Genomic DNA, 17,137 nt, shown 5'->3' with positions numbered 1-17,137 from the left:
CAATTAATGAAGGATACGGGTTTTTATCGTACCTTCAATTTGTTGCAATTCGGCCAATGCCTCATAGCCACGGTCTTCTTTTACATCAACTACCACGTAACCAATTTCAGCATTGGTTTGTAGGTATTGCGCTTCAATATTGATACCTTTTTGCGCAAATGCTTGGTTAATTTGCGTTAAGATACCAGGCTGGTTTTTGTGAACATGCAATAGGCGCGAACGTCCAGTGTGCTCTGGCAACGATACTTCAGGGAAGTTAACCGCAGATAACGTAGAGCCGTTGTCACTGTATTTGGCTAGTTTACCCGCTACTTCAATGCCGATATTCTCCTGCGCTTCTTGTGTACTACCACCCACGTGCGGCGTTAGAATTACATTATCGAATTTACGCAAAGGAGACTGAAATTCTTCGGTATTCGACTTAGGCTCAACAGGGAATACGTCGATAGCGGCCCCGTTTAAATGGCCACTCTCAAGCGCATTTGCCAGCGCATCAATATCTACAACCGTACCGCGAGATGCATTAATCAATATGCTGCCAGGCTTCATTTGCGCCAGTTGTTCTGCCCCAATCATATTCTGTGTTGATGGTGTTTCTGGTACGTGAAGAGAAACCACATCTGACGTGTTAAGAAGCTTTTCGAGCGACTTAACTTGGGCTGAATTGCCCAGTACCAGTTTATCTTCAATATCAAAAAACTGAACGCGCATACCCAAATGTTCGGCAAGTATGCTCAATTGCGTACCAATGTGACCATACCCAATAATACCCAGTGTTTTACCGCGTGCTTCATAAGAACCAACCGCTGTTTTTTCCCACTCGCCACGGTGCGCTTTTGCATTTTTGCTGGGCACTTGACGCAATAGAAGAATAATTTGTCCAAGTACTAATTCTGCTACAGAGCGGGTATTTGAGAACGGCGCGTTAAATACGGGGATACCTCGGCGCTGCGTTGCTTCAAGGTCAACTTGGTTTGTACCAATACAAAAGCAACCAATGGCTACTAGCTTTTGAGCTGCTTCAACTACTTTCTCTGTAATTTGAGTACGCGAGCGAATACCAACAAAGTGGGCGTCTTTGATTTTCTCAATTAGCTCATCTTCTGGAAGCGAGGTTTTAAGAAACTCAATGTTGCTATAACCATTACTTTTAAGGGTTTCCAATGCACTTTGGTGAACGCCTTCTAGCAATAAAATTCGGATTTTATCCTTCTCTAATGAAACTTTGCTCATGAACTCGCTATCTCTCGCTGATGTAATGTGGGCAATAACTACGTTTTTGTAGGGTTGCTACCAGTATGTATTCACCACTAGGGCCGCTTTATACGTTGAGTGGTCTTAACTCACTTCATTATGATAGGCGTCGTCGATTATCTTCAAGGCCATCTAGACGTCTAAACGAAAGCTATCAGAAAATAGCCAAAGATAAAAGTAGTAATTGTGCTAACACTGCACCCAGCGTGTGTGCGCAGTGTCAGCAAAAAGGCTATTTATATGTGTCAACACCCGTATCGGTAGCAGAAAGGACAATGTCTGCGCCACGAAGCGCGAATATACCGTTCGTTACTACACCTGGAATATTATTGATTTTTTGTTCAAGCTCTCGTGGGTTTAAAATTTCAAGATTGTGAACATCAAGAATTACATTGCCATTGTCGGTGACCACACCTTGTCGATATTCAGGATCACCACCAAGTTTCACTAACTCTCTAGCAACGAATGAACGTGCCATCGGAATAACTTCAACAGGCAGTGGGAATTTACCCAAAACAGGCACACGTTTACTCTCGTCAACAATACACACAAACGTTGTGGCTGCACCAGCAACAATTTTTTCACGGGTTAGCGCTGCGCCTCCACCTTTTATCATATGCTTGTGCTCAGTAACTTCGTCAGCGCCGTCGATATACACAGAAAGGTCACTTACTTCGTTAAGTTCGAAAACTTCAATGCCCAGTGCTTTCAAGCGCTCGGTAGATGCTTCAGAGCTTGATACTGCGCCTTCTATTTGGTGTTTTATTTTGCCGAGTTCTTCAATAAAGAAGTTAACGGTTGAGCCTGTACCAACACCAACAATACTGTCTGGTTTTACGTAGGCAATAGCCGCCTTTGCCACGGCCTGTTTCTTTGCATTCTGATCCATAGGGTTACTCTCTGGGTATTTTTGCTTGCAGTGTAACCGATAAAATAACGTGAACCCACCTAAACGAGTGGATATTTTGACAAGAACTTAAAAAATGAAAAACGCAGCAAAAGAAGTTTTGCTGCGTTGGGGGAAAGGTCAATATGCCCTTGTGCTTACGCCTTAGCTTCTGGCAGTCTTAATTGCATTTGTTGAGGCACTAGCTTTAATACCCAGCGACGGCAGCTATGCCAATATGCTGAAAGCAGAAGCAGTGAAGTACCAATGCACAGACCTGTGATAGCAAAGCTTGAAGACACCATGCCAAAGTCTTCCATAAGTGCTGAGAAGGTGTAAACCACATAGGTCAGGGCCGAAACCATAATGGCACGACGGTCAACGGCAATAGATATGATGGCAAGAAGCACGTACAAAGCCAAAACAATAAGCGAGATAAACAGGTCGCCGCTACCTTCAAGCACGCCTAGACTTTGAAAAATAGGGTGTACAATCATTGGCGCCGAAATAAGGTGCAGCCAAAATGCAACGTCTGAAGCGCGAGTTTGTCTTGCTGTGTCTTTGCTGTCCCAATACATAGCTAGGCCGAAGATCACTAATCCAAACGCCAAAATGAAGTGGTTAATGTATAGCAATGTTGCTGGGAACATATAAACAACGGTAGCAACAATACCAGCCGTTAGTGTTGCCGCTCCAGCCGCTACGGTAATGGGTACTCTAAAACGCATCCAATGAGCTATTGCACCAAAGGTAGTTAATAACCCTGAGCCTATGAACGCAATTTCTTTAACTTCAGGTCGAAATAGAATAGGAATGGCAAACAACCCAAGTAGGAATGACAGCAGTAATGCAATTGCCGGTAGTGCCATACGACGTTTATTCACGAAGTATTCGGCAAGTATCCAAGAGCCAACAGCCAGAGCGATACCACCAAGAGGAGGTGTTACCGCAAATCCTAACCAAGCGAGCGACGCAAGTAAAAGTGCACTGGCTATCACGACAAATATATCGTTAAAACCATTTATCAAGCGGAAGTTTTCTTCATCAACAGCATGGCTATTGCGGGTGTTGTTGATGAACTGTCGAAACTGCGTTACATCCGTTTGACTAAATATGTTCTGCTTTACCGCCAGTGTGAGGTCTTCGTCTGTATACATATCCTGTTCCTTATTCTTCTATGCGGATGGTATTGTCATTAACCATTAAAGCAATTTAAACGCCAAGGTAAAAAGTTGATATAAATCAATATTATACTGGTATTTTGGTTGCGTTTTTTTTAAATTGACCACAAAGAAATGACATAACTGACGAATAGATAGCCAACCTGACCATATCATTCAGCAAGCACTAATTCGCTTGCATAAGAACCAGAACGCTAAAAACTGAGCGGCCGGCTGTTGTTAAACGTCATGTACGAGAGTGCTAGTACAATGAATCTAGTGAGGGAGTACCTTAAAAATGAAGTATTCTTGTAGGCGTTACAATTGCATCTAGCGGAATATCCCAAGGGGCGATAGGCAGTGCTGAAACTTCTTGGATATCGTGAGCTACACCAATAAGTGTTGGTTTTGTGTTTGCCAATTGTGTAAAAGCGAGGGTTCTATCATAGTAGCCGCCACCCATACCCAGCCGATTGCCCGCAGTGTCAAATCCAACAAGTGGCATCAAAATGAAATTAATGTTTTTTGCAGGTATTACGTCGTAGCAAGCGAGTTGGGGCTCTTTAATACGATACTTATTTTCAATCATTTTGGTTTGCGCACTGTAACGCAAAAACAGCAGGTGTCCTTTGCATACAGGGTGCAAAACGGGCAAACAAAACGTGATATTGGGAAGCTCTCTCCAGCAATGACTGACAAACGCTTGTAAATCAACTTCGCCATCGTTTTGAAGATACACAGCAACGTTGCAGTGTTGGTCATGAGGAAAAAGAAGCGATAATTGTGAAACCATAGCGTTCGCCGCACGCCTTTGTGCATCAGTTGCTATGGCCTTTCTTGCGGTGCGAAGCGTTTTCCTTAACGCTGCCCGTGCGTTCATATCGGTAAGCTGTACAGAATCAACCATTGATGTTTTTAACTCAAACCACGGTTATTGATTTTGACAAAGAAAGGTATTTAGCATGCTTACCAGTTCTTTGCTGTCTATTGGCTTAGTCAGGACTGCATCTAGCCCTTTCTTATGCAAAGCATCGGCTTCTGTGATTACATCTGCGGTAAGTGCTACAACAGGCAGTTCCGGCTTTATCGCTTTAATTTGGGCGGTGGCTTCATCACCTTGAATACCGGGTAGATTCAAATCCATAAGCACGAGATCAACAGGATTGGATTTGACATATTCCACACCTTCTTCGCCAGTACTTACCAAGGCAACGGGGGTTCCAAGTTTTTCGAACAAAGTCTCGATAACAATTTGGTTTATTTCGTGATCTTCTACCACAAGTACATTAACCGTTTTATCGAACATGGCTTGCGCCACAAAGCTTTGAGGCTGGTCCTCAACAAACTGATTCGCGCTAATTTCATCAGCTGGAAGCGTAATACTTACTCTAGTGCCTTCATTGAGTTTACTGCTTACTTTGATACTGCCATCCATCAATTCAATGAGGCGCTTTGAAATATTTAATCCAAGCCCTGTGCCTTTAATTTGATAGGCATTATCCATTCGTTCATACGCAGTAAAAAGTCGCTCTTGGTCTTCTTCACTCATACCAATACCTTGGTCGGAAACAGTGAATATAAGACGACTATTTTTGTACTTAACCTGTGCCTTAACCGCTTTATCTTTGGGCGTATATTTTATGGCGTTTGACAATATGTTAAGGGCAACTTGGCCAAGTTTGGTATCGTCAAAGAAAAGTGAATCTGGAACCGACTTATCAATGTTAGTGGTAAATGTGATATTACTGTCTTGTGCACGAATAGTGGTAAGCGAAAACAAATGGGTGAAAAAATCTTTGGTGTTTACCGCTCTTGGCATTACACGCATTTTTCCTGCTTCTATTTGCTTAATGTCCAGTACCGAGTTAACAATTTCAAGCAAGCGTTCACCGCTTTTGGTGACATGAGAAAGCGGGCCGCTAAAACTTGTGGGTAATTCTAGCTTTTTGGCTTCGACTTCAAGCAAATGACTAAACGTGTTTATGGCATTAAGCGGCGTTCGAATCTCGTGACTTACATAAGACAGAAAATCTGATTTAAATTGACTAGTGCGTTCCAGCTCTCGATTTTTACGTTTAAGTTCAAGATGGGCCACCACTGACTTACTTAAGGTAAGCAACGATGCGCGCTGTTCATCGCTGAGTTCTCGCGGCTTTTGGTCAATAGCGCATAGGGTGCCGATAGCATGACCTGACGGCGTGACTAAGGGAGCGCCAGCATAAAACCGAATGTCGGGCGCGCCGGTTACCAGTGGGTTGTCGTGAAAGCGTGGATCTTGTGTAGCATCGGGAACTTCAAATATTTCCCTTTGTAAAATGGCGTGAGAGCAAAACGCTATCTCACGTGACGTTTCTTGTGCATCAAGACCTACTCTTGATTTGAACCACTGCCTATTGGGATCGACAAGACTAATGAGTGCAATTGGTGTTTCGCAAATTTGCGATGCCAATGCCGTTAGATCGTCGAATAGCTGCTCAGCCTCGGTATCGAGTACGTCGTAACTCAATAGTTCGGCTAGTCGCTCGTTTTCATTTTCAGGGATAGGCGCAGATATCATGACGTTCTTTATTCAACCTTGAAGACAATAAAAAAGGGAGCTGATCCAACAGCTCCCTTTAACATTATCACACTGAGTTTAAAGTGCGTAAGTATCTATAAAGAATTGTTCAAGTTTCGCGTGGTCGACCTTAGTCGCCACCTTAATGGTGTTCGCTTCATTCCACAATGGGCTTGGTGTTGTGCCTTTAGGCGCTACAACCGTTTGGCCTCGATCAAGCGTACCTGTACCAACGCGAACATGGCCTTCAGTAAGCTCAAATAGCTCAGGGTTACGCAGATGCGCGATAGGGAACGCATCGTGGAAGAAACATACGCGGTCTTCACGGTTTTGCGAGTAAAAGTCCATGTAGAACTGCGCACTTTCTTGAACGAAGCTACCTAGGGTTGGGTTCTTTTCTGCAAGTACGTCTACGAACGTTGGCGCAAATGGAACATCGTTAGTCACGTCTAGACCAAACATGGTCAAATCCCAATCGGCAGCAAACACAATTTCCGCGGCGTTTGCGTCGTTCCAGATATTCGCTTCAGCAACAGGTGTAACGTTGCCTCGAACAAAGGCTGCGCCGCCCATAATGCTTACACCTTTAACCAGCTTTGGCAGTTCAGGCTCTAGGCGTAGTGCTAACGCCAAGTTGCCTAGTGGACCAATAGCTACTATGGTGATTTCACCCGGGTATTTACGTGCCATGTCCACAATAAATTGCGCAGAGCTGCGTGGATCTAGTTCAGTTTTTGGTGCATCAGGCTTAATGTGACCGAAACCATAGTCGCCATGTACAAAGTGTGCGTAGGTTGATTCTGGGCCTACCCATGGCATGCCAACCCCTTTAGTTACGGGAATATCTTTCCCCGCCAACTCGCAAAGGGTCAGCGCGTTTTGTGCTGCCATATCAACAGGAACGTTACCGAAAACGGTCGTTAAACCAAGAACTTCAATATCTGGAGATTGAAAAGCGAAAAAAATCGCCATTGCATCATCAATACCCGGATCTGTATCTAAAATGATTTTATGTGCCATCAATTCATTCTCAAATGCGTGTTGCTAGTTAGCGTGTTTCGCCAAGAAACGATCTACTTCTTTTTGCGTAGGGATACTCTGTGCTGCACCTTCGCGGGTTACCGCGATAGCTGAAGCGGCACATCCACGACGAAGTGCTTGCTTGGCATCGGTATGGTTGCTGTATGCTGATAAGAAATACCCAATAAAGGTATCGCCAGCCGCTGTTGTGTCTACCGCATCAACAGAGAATGCTTTTACTTCAACATCTTCGTTTTTGCGCAGCATCATTACACCAGCTTTACCTAATGTAATAATGACTTCACAGTGTGACCATTGTGACTTAAACACAGACACAATATCTTCAAGGGATTCTTTTTCAGTAATTGCGGCTGCTTCAGTTTCATTGACAATCAGCAAATCAACACACTCAAGAGGAAGTTGTTTTACCGAATCACTCATTGGAGCAGGGTTGAAAGCAACTTTTAAGTGTTTCTCTTTCGCTTGGCGAAGCACTTCTTCAATGCTACTGGTTTCGTTTTGCGTCAGCACCCAATCAGATGGCTTCGCATCATCAAGTGCTTGCATTACTGTTTTGGCAGTAATGGTTTGGTTGGCACCGCCGAAAAGTACAATGGCGTTTTCGCCGCTTGGAGTCACTTGAATTATTGCGTGTCCAGAAGGCGTTTCAGAGCATTTAACACCGCGACAATCAACACCTTTTTTAATTAGCGCTTGTTTGAATGCTGCGTCGTTTTCGTGAATGCTGCCCACGTGGCGTACGTCAGCACCGGCTTGTGCTAACGCGATAGATTGGTTTGCACCCTTACCACCTAACAGTGTTTGGTAGTGGGTAGAGGCCAGCGTTTCACCAGGTTGCACGAAGTGTTCTACCTGATAGACGTGGTCGATATTGATAGAGCCAAAATTTATAATTGCCATTTCTTCTTCCGTCGAAAGAGGGCGCTTCCCAGAATGCCGCTGTCCATGTTTCGCCCGTGAACCGAAAAGTTCAGGGCGGAAGCATCACAACTGCCGTAGGCTTCTCGATACAAGTCGAGCCTGCACAATAGCAATCGTTTCAACTTCCTTGGTTTAAAGCATCGGCCAGGGACATGAATGAACTAGCAAACATCCCAGGAAACATTGTTGTTGTATTAAACGCAACAGGGTATATCAAACGAGTTGTTCAGTGAAGCGGATCACTTAACAAGCCTACTACTTATTTTTGCGTTGTTGATTATTACTGTTGAAAAGAAACTTTCATTTTCTTGACCAGTTGGTCAGCAATTATACACGCATATTTGATAAGCTCAATATTCAAGCCTACGCCCAAATAATGATTATTACCCGTTGAGAGTGGAATTCCTTATCCTTGTTGAGTTTCAAGACACCTTTAATAGTGGAAAATACATATTACCTAGCGTCGAACTCGTCTGAGATCTTAGATGAATAACTAGTATGTTGCCAGTGAAGAAGTGCCAAAAAGCGAAATTGTGGGTTCGTTCGCTTAGTGAGTAACCAACGTTATCAACGTAGTGAATTTTTCGAGGCTCAAACTGTTTGTTCTGTGTACGTATTGAGTCCGCCGCACAACCAAATAGTTGCAAAACTAGGTTTTACATATTGAATTTTGCTAGTATTAGTACCACAAACGAGAGTCAGGCTGCGCGCATTTGAAGATATTTATTTTTGTGTGCAGCGACGTATTCTCAACATCGAATTACAAAAAGAGATTTCTTTGTGGAAAAACAGCTCGATTACGACAGTGTAAGCAACAAGTTATCACAACACGGCATTATAGTTGATGGTGCAGAAGTGCATGGTATTTTGTGTGGCATGCTATGTGGCGGTATGTCTTTAACTGACCAAAAGTGGCTAGAGGCACTTAGCGAAACTATCAATCAAGGTGATGCGTTTTCTGATCAGGCATCACACTTACTCACCGCCCTTTTCAATCAAACATGCCAGCAACTACTTGAGCCAGAATTTGCGCTTAGCCTTCTGCTTCCAGACGATCAAGCTCCTATCAATGATAGAGGTGCAGCATTAATCAATTGGGTGCAAGGTTTTATGCTGGGCTTTGGCTTACACCAGCAAGATTTAATGCAGTGCTCTGATGATGTGAAAGAAGCATTAGAAGACTTTGCTGATATTGCGCGCATGGAAGAACCTATGGACGCCGATGAGGAGTCTGAAAAAGCGCTGTTTGAAGTGGTCGAGTACGTAAAGATTTCTGCTATTTTGTGCTACAGCGAACTCGGGCAGTCACTATTAGACGATCAGCAAGATTCACCATCGGTGCATTAACCATTAGCGTGGCTAAAAGGCTTCACATATACGATCTAGGGACTAGGGTTTATGATTAGTGCGCAAGAGTTCATTGCTCGCCAAGACCGGTTGTTGGCGCAGTGTCAACCAAATAGTGTCTGCATAGTACCAGCAGCCACTATGGTCACACGTAGTCGTGACACAGAATACCTCTTCAGGCAAAACAGTGATTTCTGGTATTTGACTGGATTTGAAGAGCCTAATGCGTGGCTTATTTTGTCGAACCATCCTCGATATGGCGAACGTTATCGAGCTATGGTGGTGCAAGCAAAAGACAAGCATGCTGAGATTTGGCACGGCAAACGCTTAGGTGCTGAAGCTGCACTTTCTCGGTTCAGTTTAGATGAAGCATTTGAGTTACAAGAGCTTGAAGAGGCCCTGCTTGAGTCAATGCAAGGTCAACAAAATGTGTACTTTGCTCTGGGGCAAAGCAGTGCCTATGACAAACTTTTCAGTGAGGCCATGAACACGCTTCGCGATGCACCTAAAGAGTCACTTGCGCCTTTAACTATTCACGACCCTCGGCCTATTTTGCACGAAATGCGTTTGTTTAAATCGGCGTGTGAAGTGGCAATGATGAAAGCCGCTGGAGAAATTACTGCTCGCGCCCACAAGCGAGCAATGCAGTTCGCTGCACCAGGGTGCTATGAGTACCAACTCGAAGCTGAAATTCATCATGAATTTGCCATGGCAGGGGCGCGTTCACCTGCATATAGCACCATTGTAGGCAGCGGCAAAAATGCCTGTATTTTGCATTACACACAAAATAATGCCCAAGTTAATGATGGCGACTTGATCTTGATCGATGCAGGGGCCGAATATCAAGGGTACGCTTCAGACATTACGCGAACGTTTCCAGCAAACGGCGTTTTTTCCCAAGCTCAACGAGACATTTACAATGTGGTGCTTAAGGCGCAGCAAAGTGTATTAGATATGCTAGGGCCCGGCATGACGTTATCTGATGCCATGCAGCACAGCGTAGAGGTGATTACCGAGGGTTTGGTTGCCTTAGGTATTTTCGAGGGAAGTGTGGCACAAAACCTTGAAGAGGAAACGTGGCGTCAGTATTACATGCATGGCTTAGGGCATTTCATTGGGCTAGATGTACATGATGTGGGCAACTATAAAATTGATGGTGAAGACAGGCCCCTTAAACCTGGTATGGTCATTACCGTTGAACCAGGTATTTATATAAGCGAAGACAGCGATGTACCCGCCCAATATAAAGGAATAGGGATCCGCATTGAAGACGATGTAGTGATCACAGCCTCTGGTGTTGAAATACTCACCGCTGATGTTCCAAAAGCAATAGATGAAATAGAAGCCCTTATGAAAAAATAAGCGGTGTGGTGGTAAGTGACTTTTAAACGCACTGCTCATATTAGTTGCAGTGCGTGACAACCAAGTGAATGTAAAGAGAGTATCAACGGGTGAAATCGGTAGATGTGGTAATTGTAGGAGGCGGTATTGTGGGTACCGTTTTGGCAAAAGGTATCGCCGAGCAAGCCGGTTTGCAGGTTACATTAATCGACGCATCTCATCCCACAATAAATAGCAGCGCAAGCAGTACATTTAACCCGTTTACCGATACACGCGTTATTGCACTGGCAAGGCGTACTGTCAACGAACTGGCCCAATTAGGTATTGAAGTCGACCGTCTTGCGAAAGCGCTTCATGGGCAGGTTCCACCAGACATAAAACATATAGAGGTCACTGACAAAGGGCATATTGGCCTTGTCGACCTCAGCTGTGACACATTCAATATTGACGCATTCGGGCAAGTGGTTTCGTTAAGTGCGCTAACGCATCTTGCCGCAGAGGCGGGCAGTAGCTATAACACCATTGCCCCGGCGAAGGTGACAACAGTTGAGCGACATCAAGCCTTTACCCAAGTGACGCTAGACAATGGCGATGTGATTCACACTAAGCTATTGGTGCTTGCCGATGGTGGTCGTTCCACACTTTCACAACAAGTAGGTATTTCAAAAACTGTCACAGACTATCAGCAAACCGCTATCGTGTTTAATGTGCATACACAAATGCCACATAACCATAAGGCATATGAGCGATTTACCGAGTCAGGCCCGCTTGCTTTCTTACCTTTTGACAGTGAAATTAATCAAACGAAAGCCTCTGGCAATGGGTTTTCCGTGGTGTGGACGGTAGATACTGAAAACGCCAATAATCTAATGGCAATGGATGACACTGACTTTATTGATGCATTGCAATCGGCGTTTGGCTATCGCCAAGGTCGCATATTGCGTGTCAGCCAAAGGTCGTGCTATCCGCTAGCGCTAGTTAAAGCAGATAACGTTTCAACACATCGCACAGTGGTCGTCGGCAACGCGGCGCAAGCGTTGCACCCAATAGCAGGTCAGGGATTTAACCTAGGTTTACGCGACATTGTTGCGCTAATAGAGGTGTTGAAAGCGTCATCAACAAAAAGCGAAACGTCAGAATTTGACGCCGGCGCGTTTGCAATAACCCATGCATATGCCAAGTCGAGAACCACCGACAGAGACGCCACCGTATTATTAACCGATACCTTAGTGCGCACGTTTTCAAACCACCATGTTCCTTTGGTAGTGGGGCGAAACATGGCATTGTTAACACTTGGTGTTTTGCCCAATACCAAAAACGCATTTGTGAGGCAAACCACAGGGTATGGCCATTACAAAAATAAAATCAGTGGTACAAACAACAACGTAGACGCGCAGCGTTAAAAGAGAGTAAAGAAAATCATGCAGCATGTTGATATTGCCATTGTTGGCGGTGGTATTGTTGGCCTAACACTGGCCGCAGCACTTAAAAATTGCGAACTACAGGTTGCGGTGATCGACAAGGCAGCGTGTTTTCAGCCATTAGATGACAAACCCAGTGCGAGGGTAAGTGCGATTAATCAAGCCAACATTTCTGCACTTAAGCGCACTGGTGTGTGGCCTTACGTTCAGCAGGATCGTGCGAGTGCTTACACTGACATGCATGTGTGGGACAAAGACAGCTTTGGTGACATTCGCTTTTCTTGCGATGAAATGGGCAGCGAAGCGCTGGGTGTTATTATGGAAAACCAAGCGCTAGTTAACGGGCTTTCAGAAGCCGTGGCACAGCAATCTAATGTTCAAATGCTAACAACGGGTATTGAAAGAATTCTCACGGGCCCAAATCAAACTATGTTGATGTTGGATAACAATGATGCATTGAGCTGCCGCTTACTGGTTGGCGCTGATGGCGCGAATTCATTTGTGCGCAAACAAGCAGGCTTGCCCATTACCTTTAAAGATTATGAGCATACCGCTATTGTTGCGAATATTCGCACGCAAGAGCCACATAACCATGTGGCGCGGCAAGCCTTTACGCCAACGGGGCCGCTGGCGTTGTTACCTATGTCAGACCCGCACGTTTGTTCTATTGTTTGGTCACAAAGCCCAGATGCAGCATCGTCTTTATTGGCCTTAAGTGATGACGGGTTTTGTCATGCATTAAGTGCAGCCAGCAACACTGTATTAGGAACCGTATCTCTTGAGACGCAACGCGCAGCGTTTCCGTTAACTATGCGATACGCCCGAGACTGGGCAAAAGACGGAGTAGTGTTAGTTGGCGATGCGGCACATACCATTCATCCATTGGCGGGGCAGGGGGCTAATTTAGGGATGCAAGACGCCTTAGCATTAGCTGAACTACTTATTAGTTTAGCCGCAGAAGGAAAAGACATTGGTCTTCACAAACACCTTCGCCCCTACGAACGTAGCCGCAAGACAGAGGCTATGAAAATGATAGCGGCAATGGATGGCTTTAAGTTCTTATTTGATGGCGACGACCCACTTAAGAAACTTATTCGGGGTGTGGGGCTTTCTGTCACAAACAAATTAGACACGGTTAAAAATGCCTTTGTCAGTCATGCGATGGGATTGTAACTATAACAATAGTTTATTGAACGTTTTTGGCATTGAGATAGCAATAAGTAAAGGATACCCTGCGGTATCCTTTTCTTTTTTGTACGAGCATCATGTTACTCAAAGCTAACCTTCGCATATTCTTACTTACTGTTGCTACAGCACTTGTCTCAAGCGCCAATGCTAATGAACTTAATATTGATTTAGAGACGTACCGCACCCATGCAAAAACGTTAGCCAGCGATGAATTTGAAGGTCGCGGCCCCTTGTCAAAAGGTGAAGAAAAAACGGTAGCTTATTTAACAAAAACCTTTGAACAACTTGGCCTTAAGCCTGCTTTTGGCGATAGCTATACGCAAGCGGTGCCCCTCGCTAAAATAACACCTACACACATGTCTTCCCTTAAAATGGGCAATTTGGAATTTAGTGCGGGCACTGAGTTTACAGCGCGTACTCAGCGCATTGCAGATAGCTATGCACTAAACAACAGCGATGTGATATTTGTTGGCTATGGCATTTATGCACCAGAATACAACTGGAATGATTATGCGGGTCTTGATGTAAAAGGCAAAACGGTGGTTATGTTGGTGAACGATCCTGGTTTTGCCTCTAAAGATCCTGCTTTGTTCCAAGGTAATGCCATGACGTACTACGGACGTTGGACATACAAATATGAAGAGGCGGCAAGGCAAGGCGCAGAGGCAGTTTTCATTGTACATGAAACCATGCCTGCTGGTTACGGTTGGGGAGTGGTAGAAAACTCTAATTCGAATACCAAATTTGCCCTTGTTGATGACAACAACAACGCTTCGCAAGTTGGCGTTATGGGGTGGTTACATTTGAACGCGGCTCGTGCGCTATTTGAAAGCGCAGGCCTTAGTTATTCTGAGTTAAAAGCCAAAGCGTCAAAGCCTGGTTTCACAGCAATACCACTTAATACCAAAGCCACTTTAAGCTTTGACAACCAAATAGCCCACGCTGAGTCACAAAACGTTGCTGGTATTTTACCGGGTAATGAAGCATCTGATGAGTGGGTAATGTTGCACGCCCATTGGGATCATTTAGGCAAAGTAGAGAAGAATGGCACAACCACCATTTACAATGGTGCAGTGGATAATGCATCTGGGGTAGCAGGTGTTCTTACTTTAGCGCAAAGCTTTGTTGAAAAATCTAAGCAAGAAGGCACAAAACGCACTTTAATGTTTAGCGCGTTTACAGCCGAAGAGACAGGGTTATTAGGTGCTGATTACTTTGCGAATAATCCACCTATTGATACTGCCAATATGGTCGCGTTTTTAAATATTGATGGAATGAACGTAAACGATGAGGTCGATTACATCCTTCAATATGGAGAAGGGTATTTATCGATAGAAGACGACCTTGCACAGACCGCACAGTTACAAGGCCGTAAAGTGAAAATGGATCCGCGACCACAAAACGGACTGTTTTTTCGCTCTGATCATTTCGCGCTTGCCAAGCAAGGTGTGCCGTCGATACTGTTCATGAGCTTAGGTGACACCGACCCTAGCTTTATCGCAAAGCGTTATCACAAAGCGGATGACGATTACTTACCCACCTGGACTCTCGGTGGTGTAGCACAAGACATGGCCCTAATAAGCTCAATGATGATTAAGTATGCCAACAGCAATGAGTGGCCATACTGGAAACGTGAATCGGACTTTAAAGCCAAGCGTGAAAAGGCCTTAAAGCAAGCTAAGCGTGTAACGACAGCGGTGAAGTGATGGCATGGGTGTGGTTTACATTGGGCGCCGTTGTTCTACAAACGGTGCGCAACGCCCTGCAAAGCAAGATCAGCAGCCATGTAAATACGTCAGGCGTCACGCTATCTCGCTTTTTGTTGGCGCCTCCCATTGCGCTGGGTTATTTGTTTTTACTAAACACTTCTTCACCTCAGCCGCTACCCCACTTTTCAATCTCGTTTTTAGGTGTTGTGCTTTGCGCATCATTGTTCCAAATAGCCGCCACGTCATTAATGGTGGTGCTGTTTAAACAAAAGAACTTCGCCATTGGGGCAGGCCTTGCGAAAAGCGAAGCTTTGGTTGCGGGCGTGGTTGGCATGTTGTTTTTTGGCAGCTATTTAACCTTGTTGGGATGGGCGGGTATTGTCATCGGTGGTGTTGCTGTTTTTGTATTAAGCAGTGGCAAAGGGCTTAAAGGAATAAGCACCAAAACTATGTTTATTGGCTTATTGTGCGGCACCTGCTTTGCGTTAACGTCATTATTGGTTCGCGAGGCCAGTCACATGCTCGACATGCCTTTTGTACACGCGGCAGCTTGGGTATTGCTGTGGGTTTTGTGCATTCAAGCGCTAAGCTTAAGTGCATTTATAAGTTCAAGAAAACCCTTTGTCTTTAAACAGCTATGGCAGGCTAAAACGTCGGTGCTCGCAATCAGCACGGTAAGCTGTTTGGGGTCGATATGTTGGTTTACTGCTATGGCACTTCAGCATGTTGCATTAGTGAAAACGTTAGGGCAGCTTGAAGTATTGCTTACGCTTCTACTGTCACATTTTTGGTTGAAAAATGCAGTAACAAGAAGAGAAGTTGCAGGGCTTCTGTTGATTGGCGTCGCAGCTATTATGGTAATGTGGGCGTAGAGCAAACGTAAAGATGCTACAGCATTACGACAGAAACAAGAAAAGATAAAACAAAATAGAGGGAATGGTGGGATGGATAAACGACACTTTTTAAAGCTTGCAGGGGCCGCGACGGCGTTAATGCCGATGGCTGCAATGGCACGTACAAGTAATGTAGATACAACAACACAACCTGATTTCAATTCCTTAAGCAATATTATCGGCGATAGTGCGCCAATCTCGGTAGAAGAGCGCCGCGCTCGAATAGACAAAGCGCAGTCGTTAATGAAGGAACACAATATTGCCGCTATTTTGCTTGAACCTGGCGCGGCCATGGACTACTTCTCGGGTGTTCAATGGTGGCGAAGTGAGCGACTTACCGCTGTTGTTATTCCGCAAAAAGGTGACATTGCCGTTGTTACTCCCTTTTTCGAAAAGCCAAGTGTAATGGAGTCGCTAAAAGTGGGTGACGATGTACGCGTCTGGCAGGAACACGAGAGTCCTTTTGATGTTGTTGCAGACATACTAAAGTCGCGCGGTATCACCTCAGGTAATATTGGTTTTGAAAACAGCGTGCGTTACTTTGTGGTAACCGGGATGTCAAAAGCCATGCCTGCAATGAATATTGTGCCTGCCGAGCCAGTGACACTGGGCTGCAGAATGTATAAAACCTCGTCTGAACTAGCTTTAATGCATAAAGCGAATGAAGTGACATTGCGCGCCTACGCGTTTGTATTTGAGAACTTGCAGGAGGGCATGAGCCAGCAAGACGTGAAAGCACTAATGAATAGTGCTCAGCAACGTTTAGGCGGCAGCAATACGTGGTGCTTGGCGTTATTTAATGATGCCAGCGCGTACCCTCATGGAACCAATGCAAAACAGGTAATCAAAGAAGGCTCAGTGGTGCTACTAGATAGCGGATGCAGTGTGCACGGTTATCAAAGCGATATCAGCCGCACTCTAGTATTTGGTAAAGCCTCGCAAAAAATTGAAGATGTATGGAACACCGTACGCGAAGGGCAGAATGTTGCGTTTGCAGCAGCGAAAGTGGGCGAACCTGCGGGTAAGGTCGACGATGCTGTACGCGGTTTTTACGCCAGCAAAGGCTACGACAAAGACTACGCGCTGCCGGGGCTAAGCCATAGAACGGGCCACGGCATTGGCATGGAAGGCCATGAGAGTGTTAACTTCGTCAGGGGCGAAAATACACCCCTTAACAAAGGAATGTGTTTCTCCAACGAACCGGGGTTGTACATACCTGGGGAGTTTGGTGTGCGCTTAGAAGACTGCTTGTATATGACAGATAGCGGGCCACGTTATTTCACTGAGCCACCACAAACCTTAACGAAGCCACTGGGTAAGCTGATTAGTTTGAAGGCATAGTAAAGCCTACCGGTTATTAAAAATAACGCCCAAACAAAAAGGCAGCGCATCTAACTATTAGACCGCTGCCTTTTTACT

Annotated in this window: 14 protein-coding genes and 1 other RNA gene; 7 read left to right on the top strand and 8 right to left on the bottom strand. The window is 45.0% G+C overall.

Translation table 11 applies throughout. The annotated features are described in order from the left end of the window. Positions 1 to 3 precede the first annotated feature (3 nt). The 8 genes from serA to ssrS form a co-directional block, all read right to left on the bottom strand. On the bottom strand, positions 4 to 1,233 hold the full coding sequence (gene serA / locus OZ660_RS14610) for a phosphoglycerate dehydrogenase (protein WP_202262222.1): 1,230 nt from the start codon (positions 1,231 to 1,233) through the stop codon (positions 4 to 6). Between the two features lie 253 nt (positions 1,234 to 1,486). Then, positions 1,487 to 2,143 (bottom strand): ribose-5-phosphate isomerase RpiA, encoded by a 657-nt coding sequence (gene rpiA / locus OZ660_RS14605; RefSeq protein ID WP_202262221.1) that lies wholly within the window; start codon positions 2,141 to 2,143, stop codon positions 1,487 to 1,489. A gap of 155 nt (positions 2,144 to 2,298) precedes the next feature. Further along, positions 2,299 to 3,297: a hypothetical protein gene (locus OZ660_RS14600; RefSeq protein WP_159626873.1), complete on the bottom strand. Its 999-nt coding sequence runs from the start codon at positions 3,295 to 3,297 to the stop codon at positions 2,299 to 2,301. A gap of 295 nt (positions 3,298 to 3,592) precedes the next feature. Beyond that, positions 3,593 to 4,207: a 5-formyltetrahydrofolate cyclo-ligase gene (locus tag OZ660_RS14595; RefSeq protein ID WP_274741410.1), complete on the bottom strand. Its 615-nt coding sequence runs from the start codon at positions 4,205 to 4,207 to the stop codon at positions 3,593 to 3,595. Positions 4,208 to 4,231: 24 nt separating this feature from the next. After that, positions 4,232 to 5,857 carry an ATP-binding protein gene (locus tag OZ660_RS14590; RefSeq protein WP_274741409.1) on the bottom strand — a complete coding sequence of 542 codons (1,626 nt, stop codon included), beginning with the start codon at positions 5,855 to 5,857 and terminating at the stop codon, positions 4,232 to 4,234. Between the two features lie 78 nt (positions 5,858 to 5,935). After that, positions 5,936 to 6,877: a nucleoside hydrolase gene (locus tag OZ660_RS14585; protein WP_226432089.1), complete on the bottom strand. Its 942-nt coding sequence runs from the start codon at positions 6,875 to 6,877 to the stop codon at positions 5,936 to 5,938. A 24-nt stretch (positions 6,878 to 6,901) separates the two neighbouring features. Next, positions 6,902 to 7,798 carry a ribokinase gene (locus tag OZ660_RS14580; protein WP_159626876.1) on the bottom strand — a complete coding sequence of 299 codons (897 nt, stop codon included), beginning with the start codon at positions 7,796 to 7,798 and terminating at the stop codon, positions 6,902 to 6,904. A 21-nt stretch (positions 7,799 to 7,819) separates the two neighbouring features. Beyond that, positions 7,820 to 8,002, bottom strand: a non-coding RNA gene (gene ssrS, locus OZ660_RS14575) — 6S RNA. A gap of 597 nt (positions 8,003 to 8,599) precedes the next feature. Here ssrS and OZ660_RS14570 point away from each other — a divergent pair. The 7 genes from OZ660_RS14570 (at position 8,600) to OZ660_RS14540 (ending at position 17,059) form a co-directional block, all read left to right on the top strand. Next, a complete protein-coding gene (locus tag OZ660_RS14570) occupies positions 8,600 to 9,166 on the top strand; it encodes a UPF0149 family protein (RefSeq protein WP_202262218.1) in 567 nt (188 codons plus the stop codon). Between the two features lie 51 nt (positions 9,167 to 9,217). Then, positions 9,218 to 10,528 (top strand): Xaa-Pro aminopeptidase, encoded by a 1,311-nt coding sequence (pepP, locus tag OZ660_RS14565; RefSeq protein WP_226432087.1) that lies wholly within the window; start codon positions 9,218 to 9,220, stop codon positions 10,526 to 10,528. An 89-nt stretch (positions 10,529 to 10,617) separates the two neighbouring features. Beyond that, positions 10,618 to 11,910 (top strand): 2-octaprenyl-6-methoxyphenyl hydroxylase, encoded by a 1,293-nt coding sequence (gene ubiH, locus OZ660_RS14560; protein WP_274741408.1) that lies wholly within the window; start codon positions 10,618 to 10,620, stop codon positions 11,908 to 11,910. 18 nt (positions 11,911 to 11,928) lie between these two features. Then, entirely contained in the window at positions 11,929 to 13,101 is a 1,173-nt protein-coding gene (locus OZ660_RS14555) for an FAD-dependent monooxygenase (RefSeq protein WP_274741407.1), read from the top strand. Between the two features lie 92 nt (positions 13,102 to 13,193). Continuing rightward, complete coding sequence (locus OZ660_RS14550; protein WP_274741406.1) at positions 13,194 to 14,822, top strand: M28 family metallopeptidase; 1,629 nt, start codon at positions 13,194 to 13,196, stop codon at positions 14,820 to 14,822. After that, positions 14,822 to 15,697 carry an EamA family transporter gene (locus OZ660_RS14545; protein WP_202262213.1) on the top strand — a complete coding sequence of 292 codons (876 nt, stop codon included), beginning with the start codon at positions 14,822 to 14,824 and terminating at the stop codon, positions 15,695 to 15,697. The genes OZ660_RS14550 and OZ660_RS14545 overlap by 1 nt, the downstream gene beginning before the upstream one ends. A gap of 72 nt (positions 15,698 to 15,769) precedes the next feature. Further along, a complete protein-coding gene (locus OZ660_RS14540; RefSeq protein WP_274741405.1) occupies positions 15,770 to 17,059 on the top strand; it encodes a M24 family metallopeptidase in 1,290 nt (429 codons plus the stop codon). Positions 17,060 to 17,137 lie beyond the last annotated feature (78 nt).

It is taken from the genome of Alteromonas sp. 009811495 (assembly GCF_028865455.1).
Taxonomy (GTDB): Bacteria; Pseudomonadota; Gammaproteobacteria; order Enterobacterales; family Alteromonadaceae; genus Alteromonas.
This window is presented reverse-complemented; position numbering and strand designations above follow the sequence as displayed.

Excerpts from the sequence above, each read along its gene's own strand:
- OZ660_RS14545 (WP_202262213.1), top strand. The coding sequence starts at position 14,822 with ATGGCATGGGTGTGGTTTACATTGGGCGCCGTTGTTCTACAAACGGTG.
- OZ660_RS14550 (WP_274741406.1), top strand. The coding sequence starts at position 13,194 with ATGTTACTCAAAGCTAACCTTCGCATATTCTTACTTACTGTTGCTACA.
- OZ660_RS14600 (WP_159626873.1), bottom strand. The coding sequence starts at position 3,297 with ATGTATACAGACGAAGACCTCACACTGGCGGTAAAGCAGAACATATTT.
- OZ660_RS14590 (WP_274741409.1), bottom strand. The coding sequence starts at position 5,857 with ATGATATCTGCGCCTATCCCTGAAAATGAAAACGAGCGACTAGCCGAA.
- pepP (WP_226432087.1), top strand. The coding sequence starts at position 9,218 with ATGATTAGTGCGCAAGAGTTCATTGCTCGCCAAGACCGGTTGTTGGCG.
- OZ660_RS14540 (WP_274741405.1), top strand. The coding sequence starts at position 15,770 with ATGGATAAACGACACTTTTTAAAGCTTGCAGGGGCCGCGACGGCGTTA.
- OZ660_RS14555 (WP_274741407.1), top strand. The coding sequence starts at position 11,929 with ATGCAGCATGTTGATATTGCCATTGTTGGCGGTGGTATTGTTGGCCTA.
- OZ660_RS14580 (WP_159626876.1), bottom strand. The coding sequence starts at position 7,798 with ATGGCAATTATAAATTTTGGCTCTATCAATATCGACCACGTCTATCAG.
- OZ660_RS14585 (WP_226432089.1), bottom strand. The coding sequence starts at position 6,877 with ATGGCACATAAAATCATTTTAGATACAGATCCGGGTATTGATGATGCA.
- serA (WP_202262222.1), bottom strand. The coding sequence starts at position 1,233 with ATGAGCAAAGTTTCATTAGAGAAGGATAAAATCCGAATTTTATTGCTA.
- OZ660_RS14595 (WP_274741410.1), bottom strand. The coding sequence starts at position 4,207 with ATGGTTGATTCTGTACAGCTTACCGATATGAACGCACGGGCAGCGTTA.
- rpiA (WP_202262221.1), bottom strand. The coding sequence starts at position 2,143 with ATGGATCAGAATGCAAAGAAACAGGCCGTGGCAAAGGCGGCTATTGCC.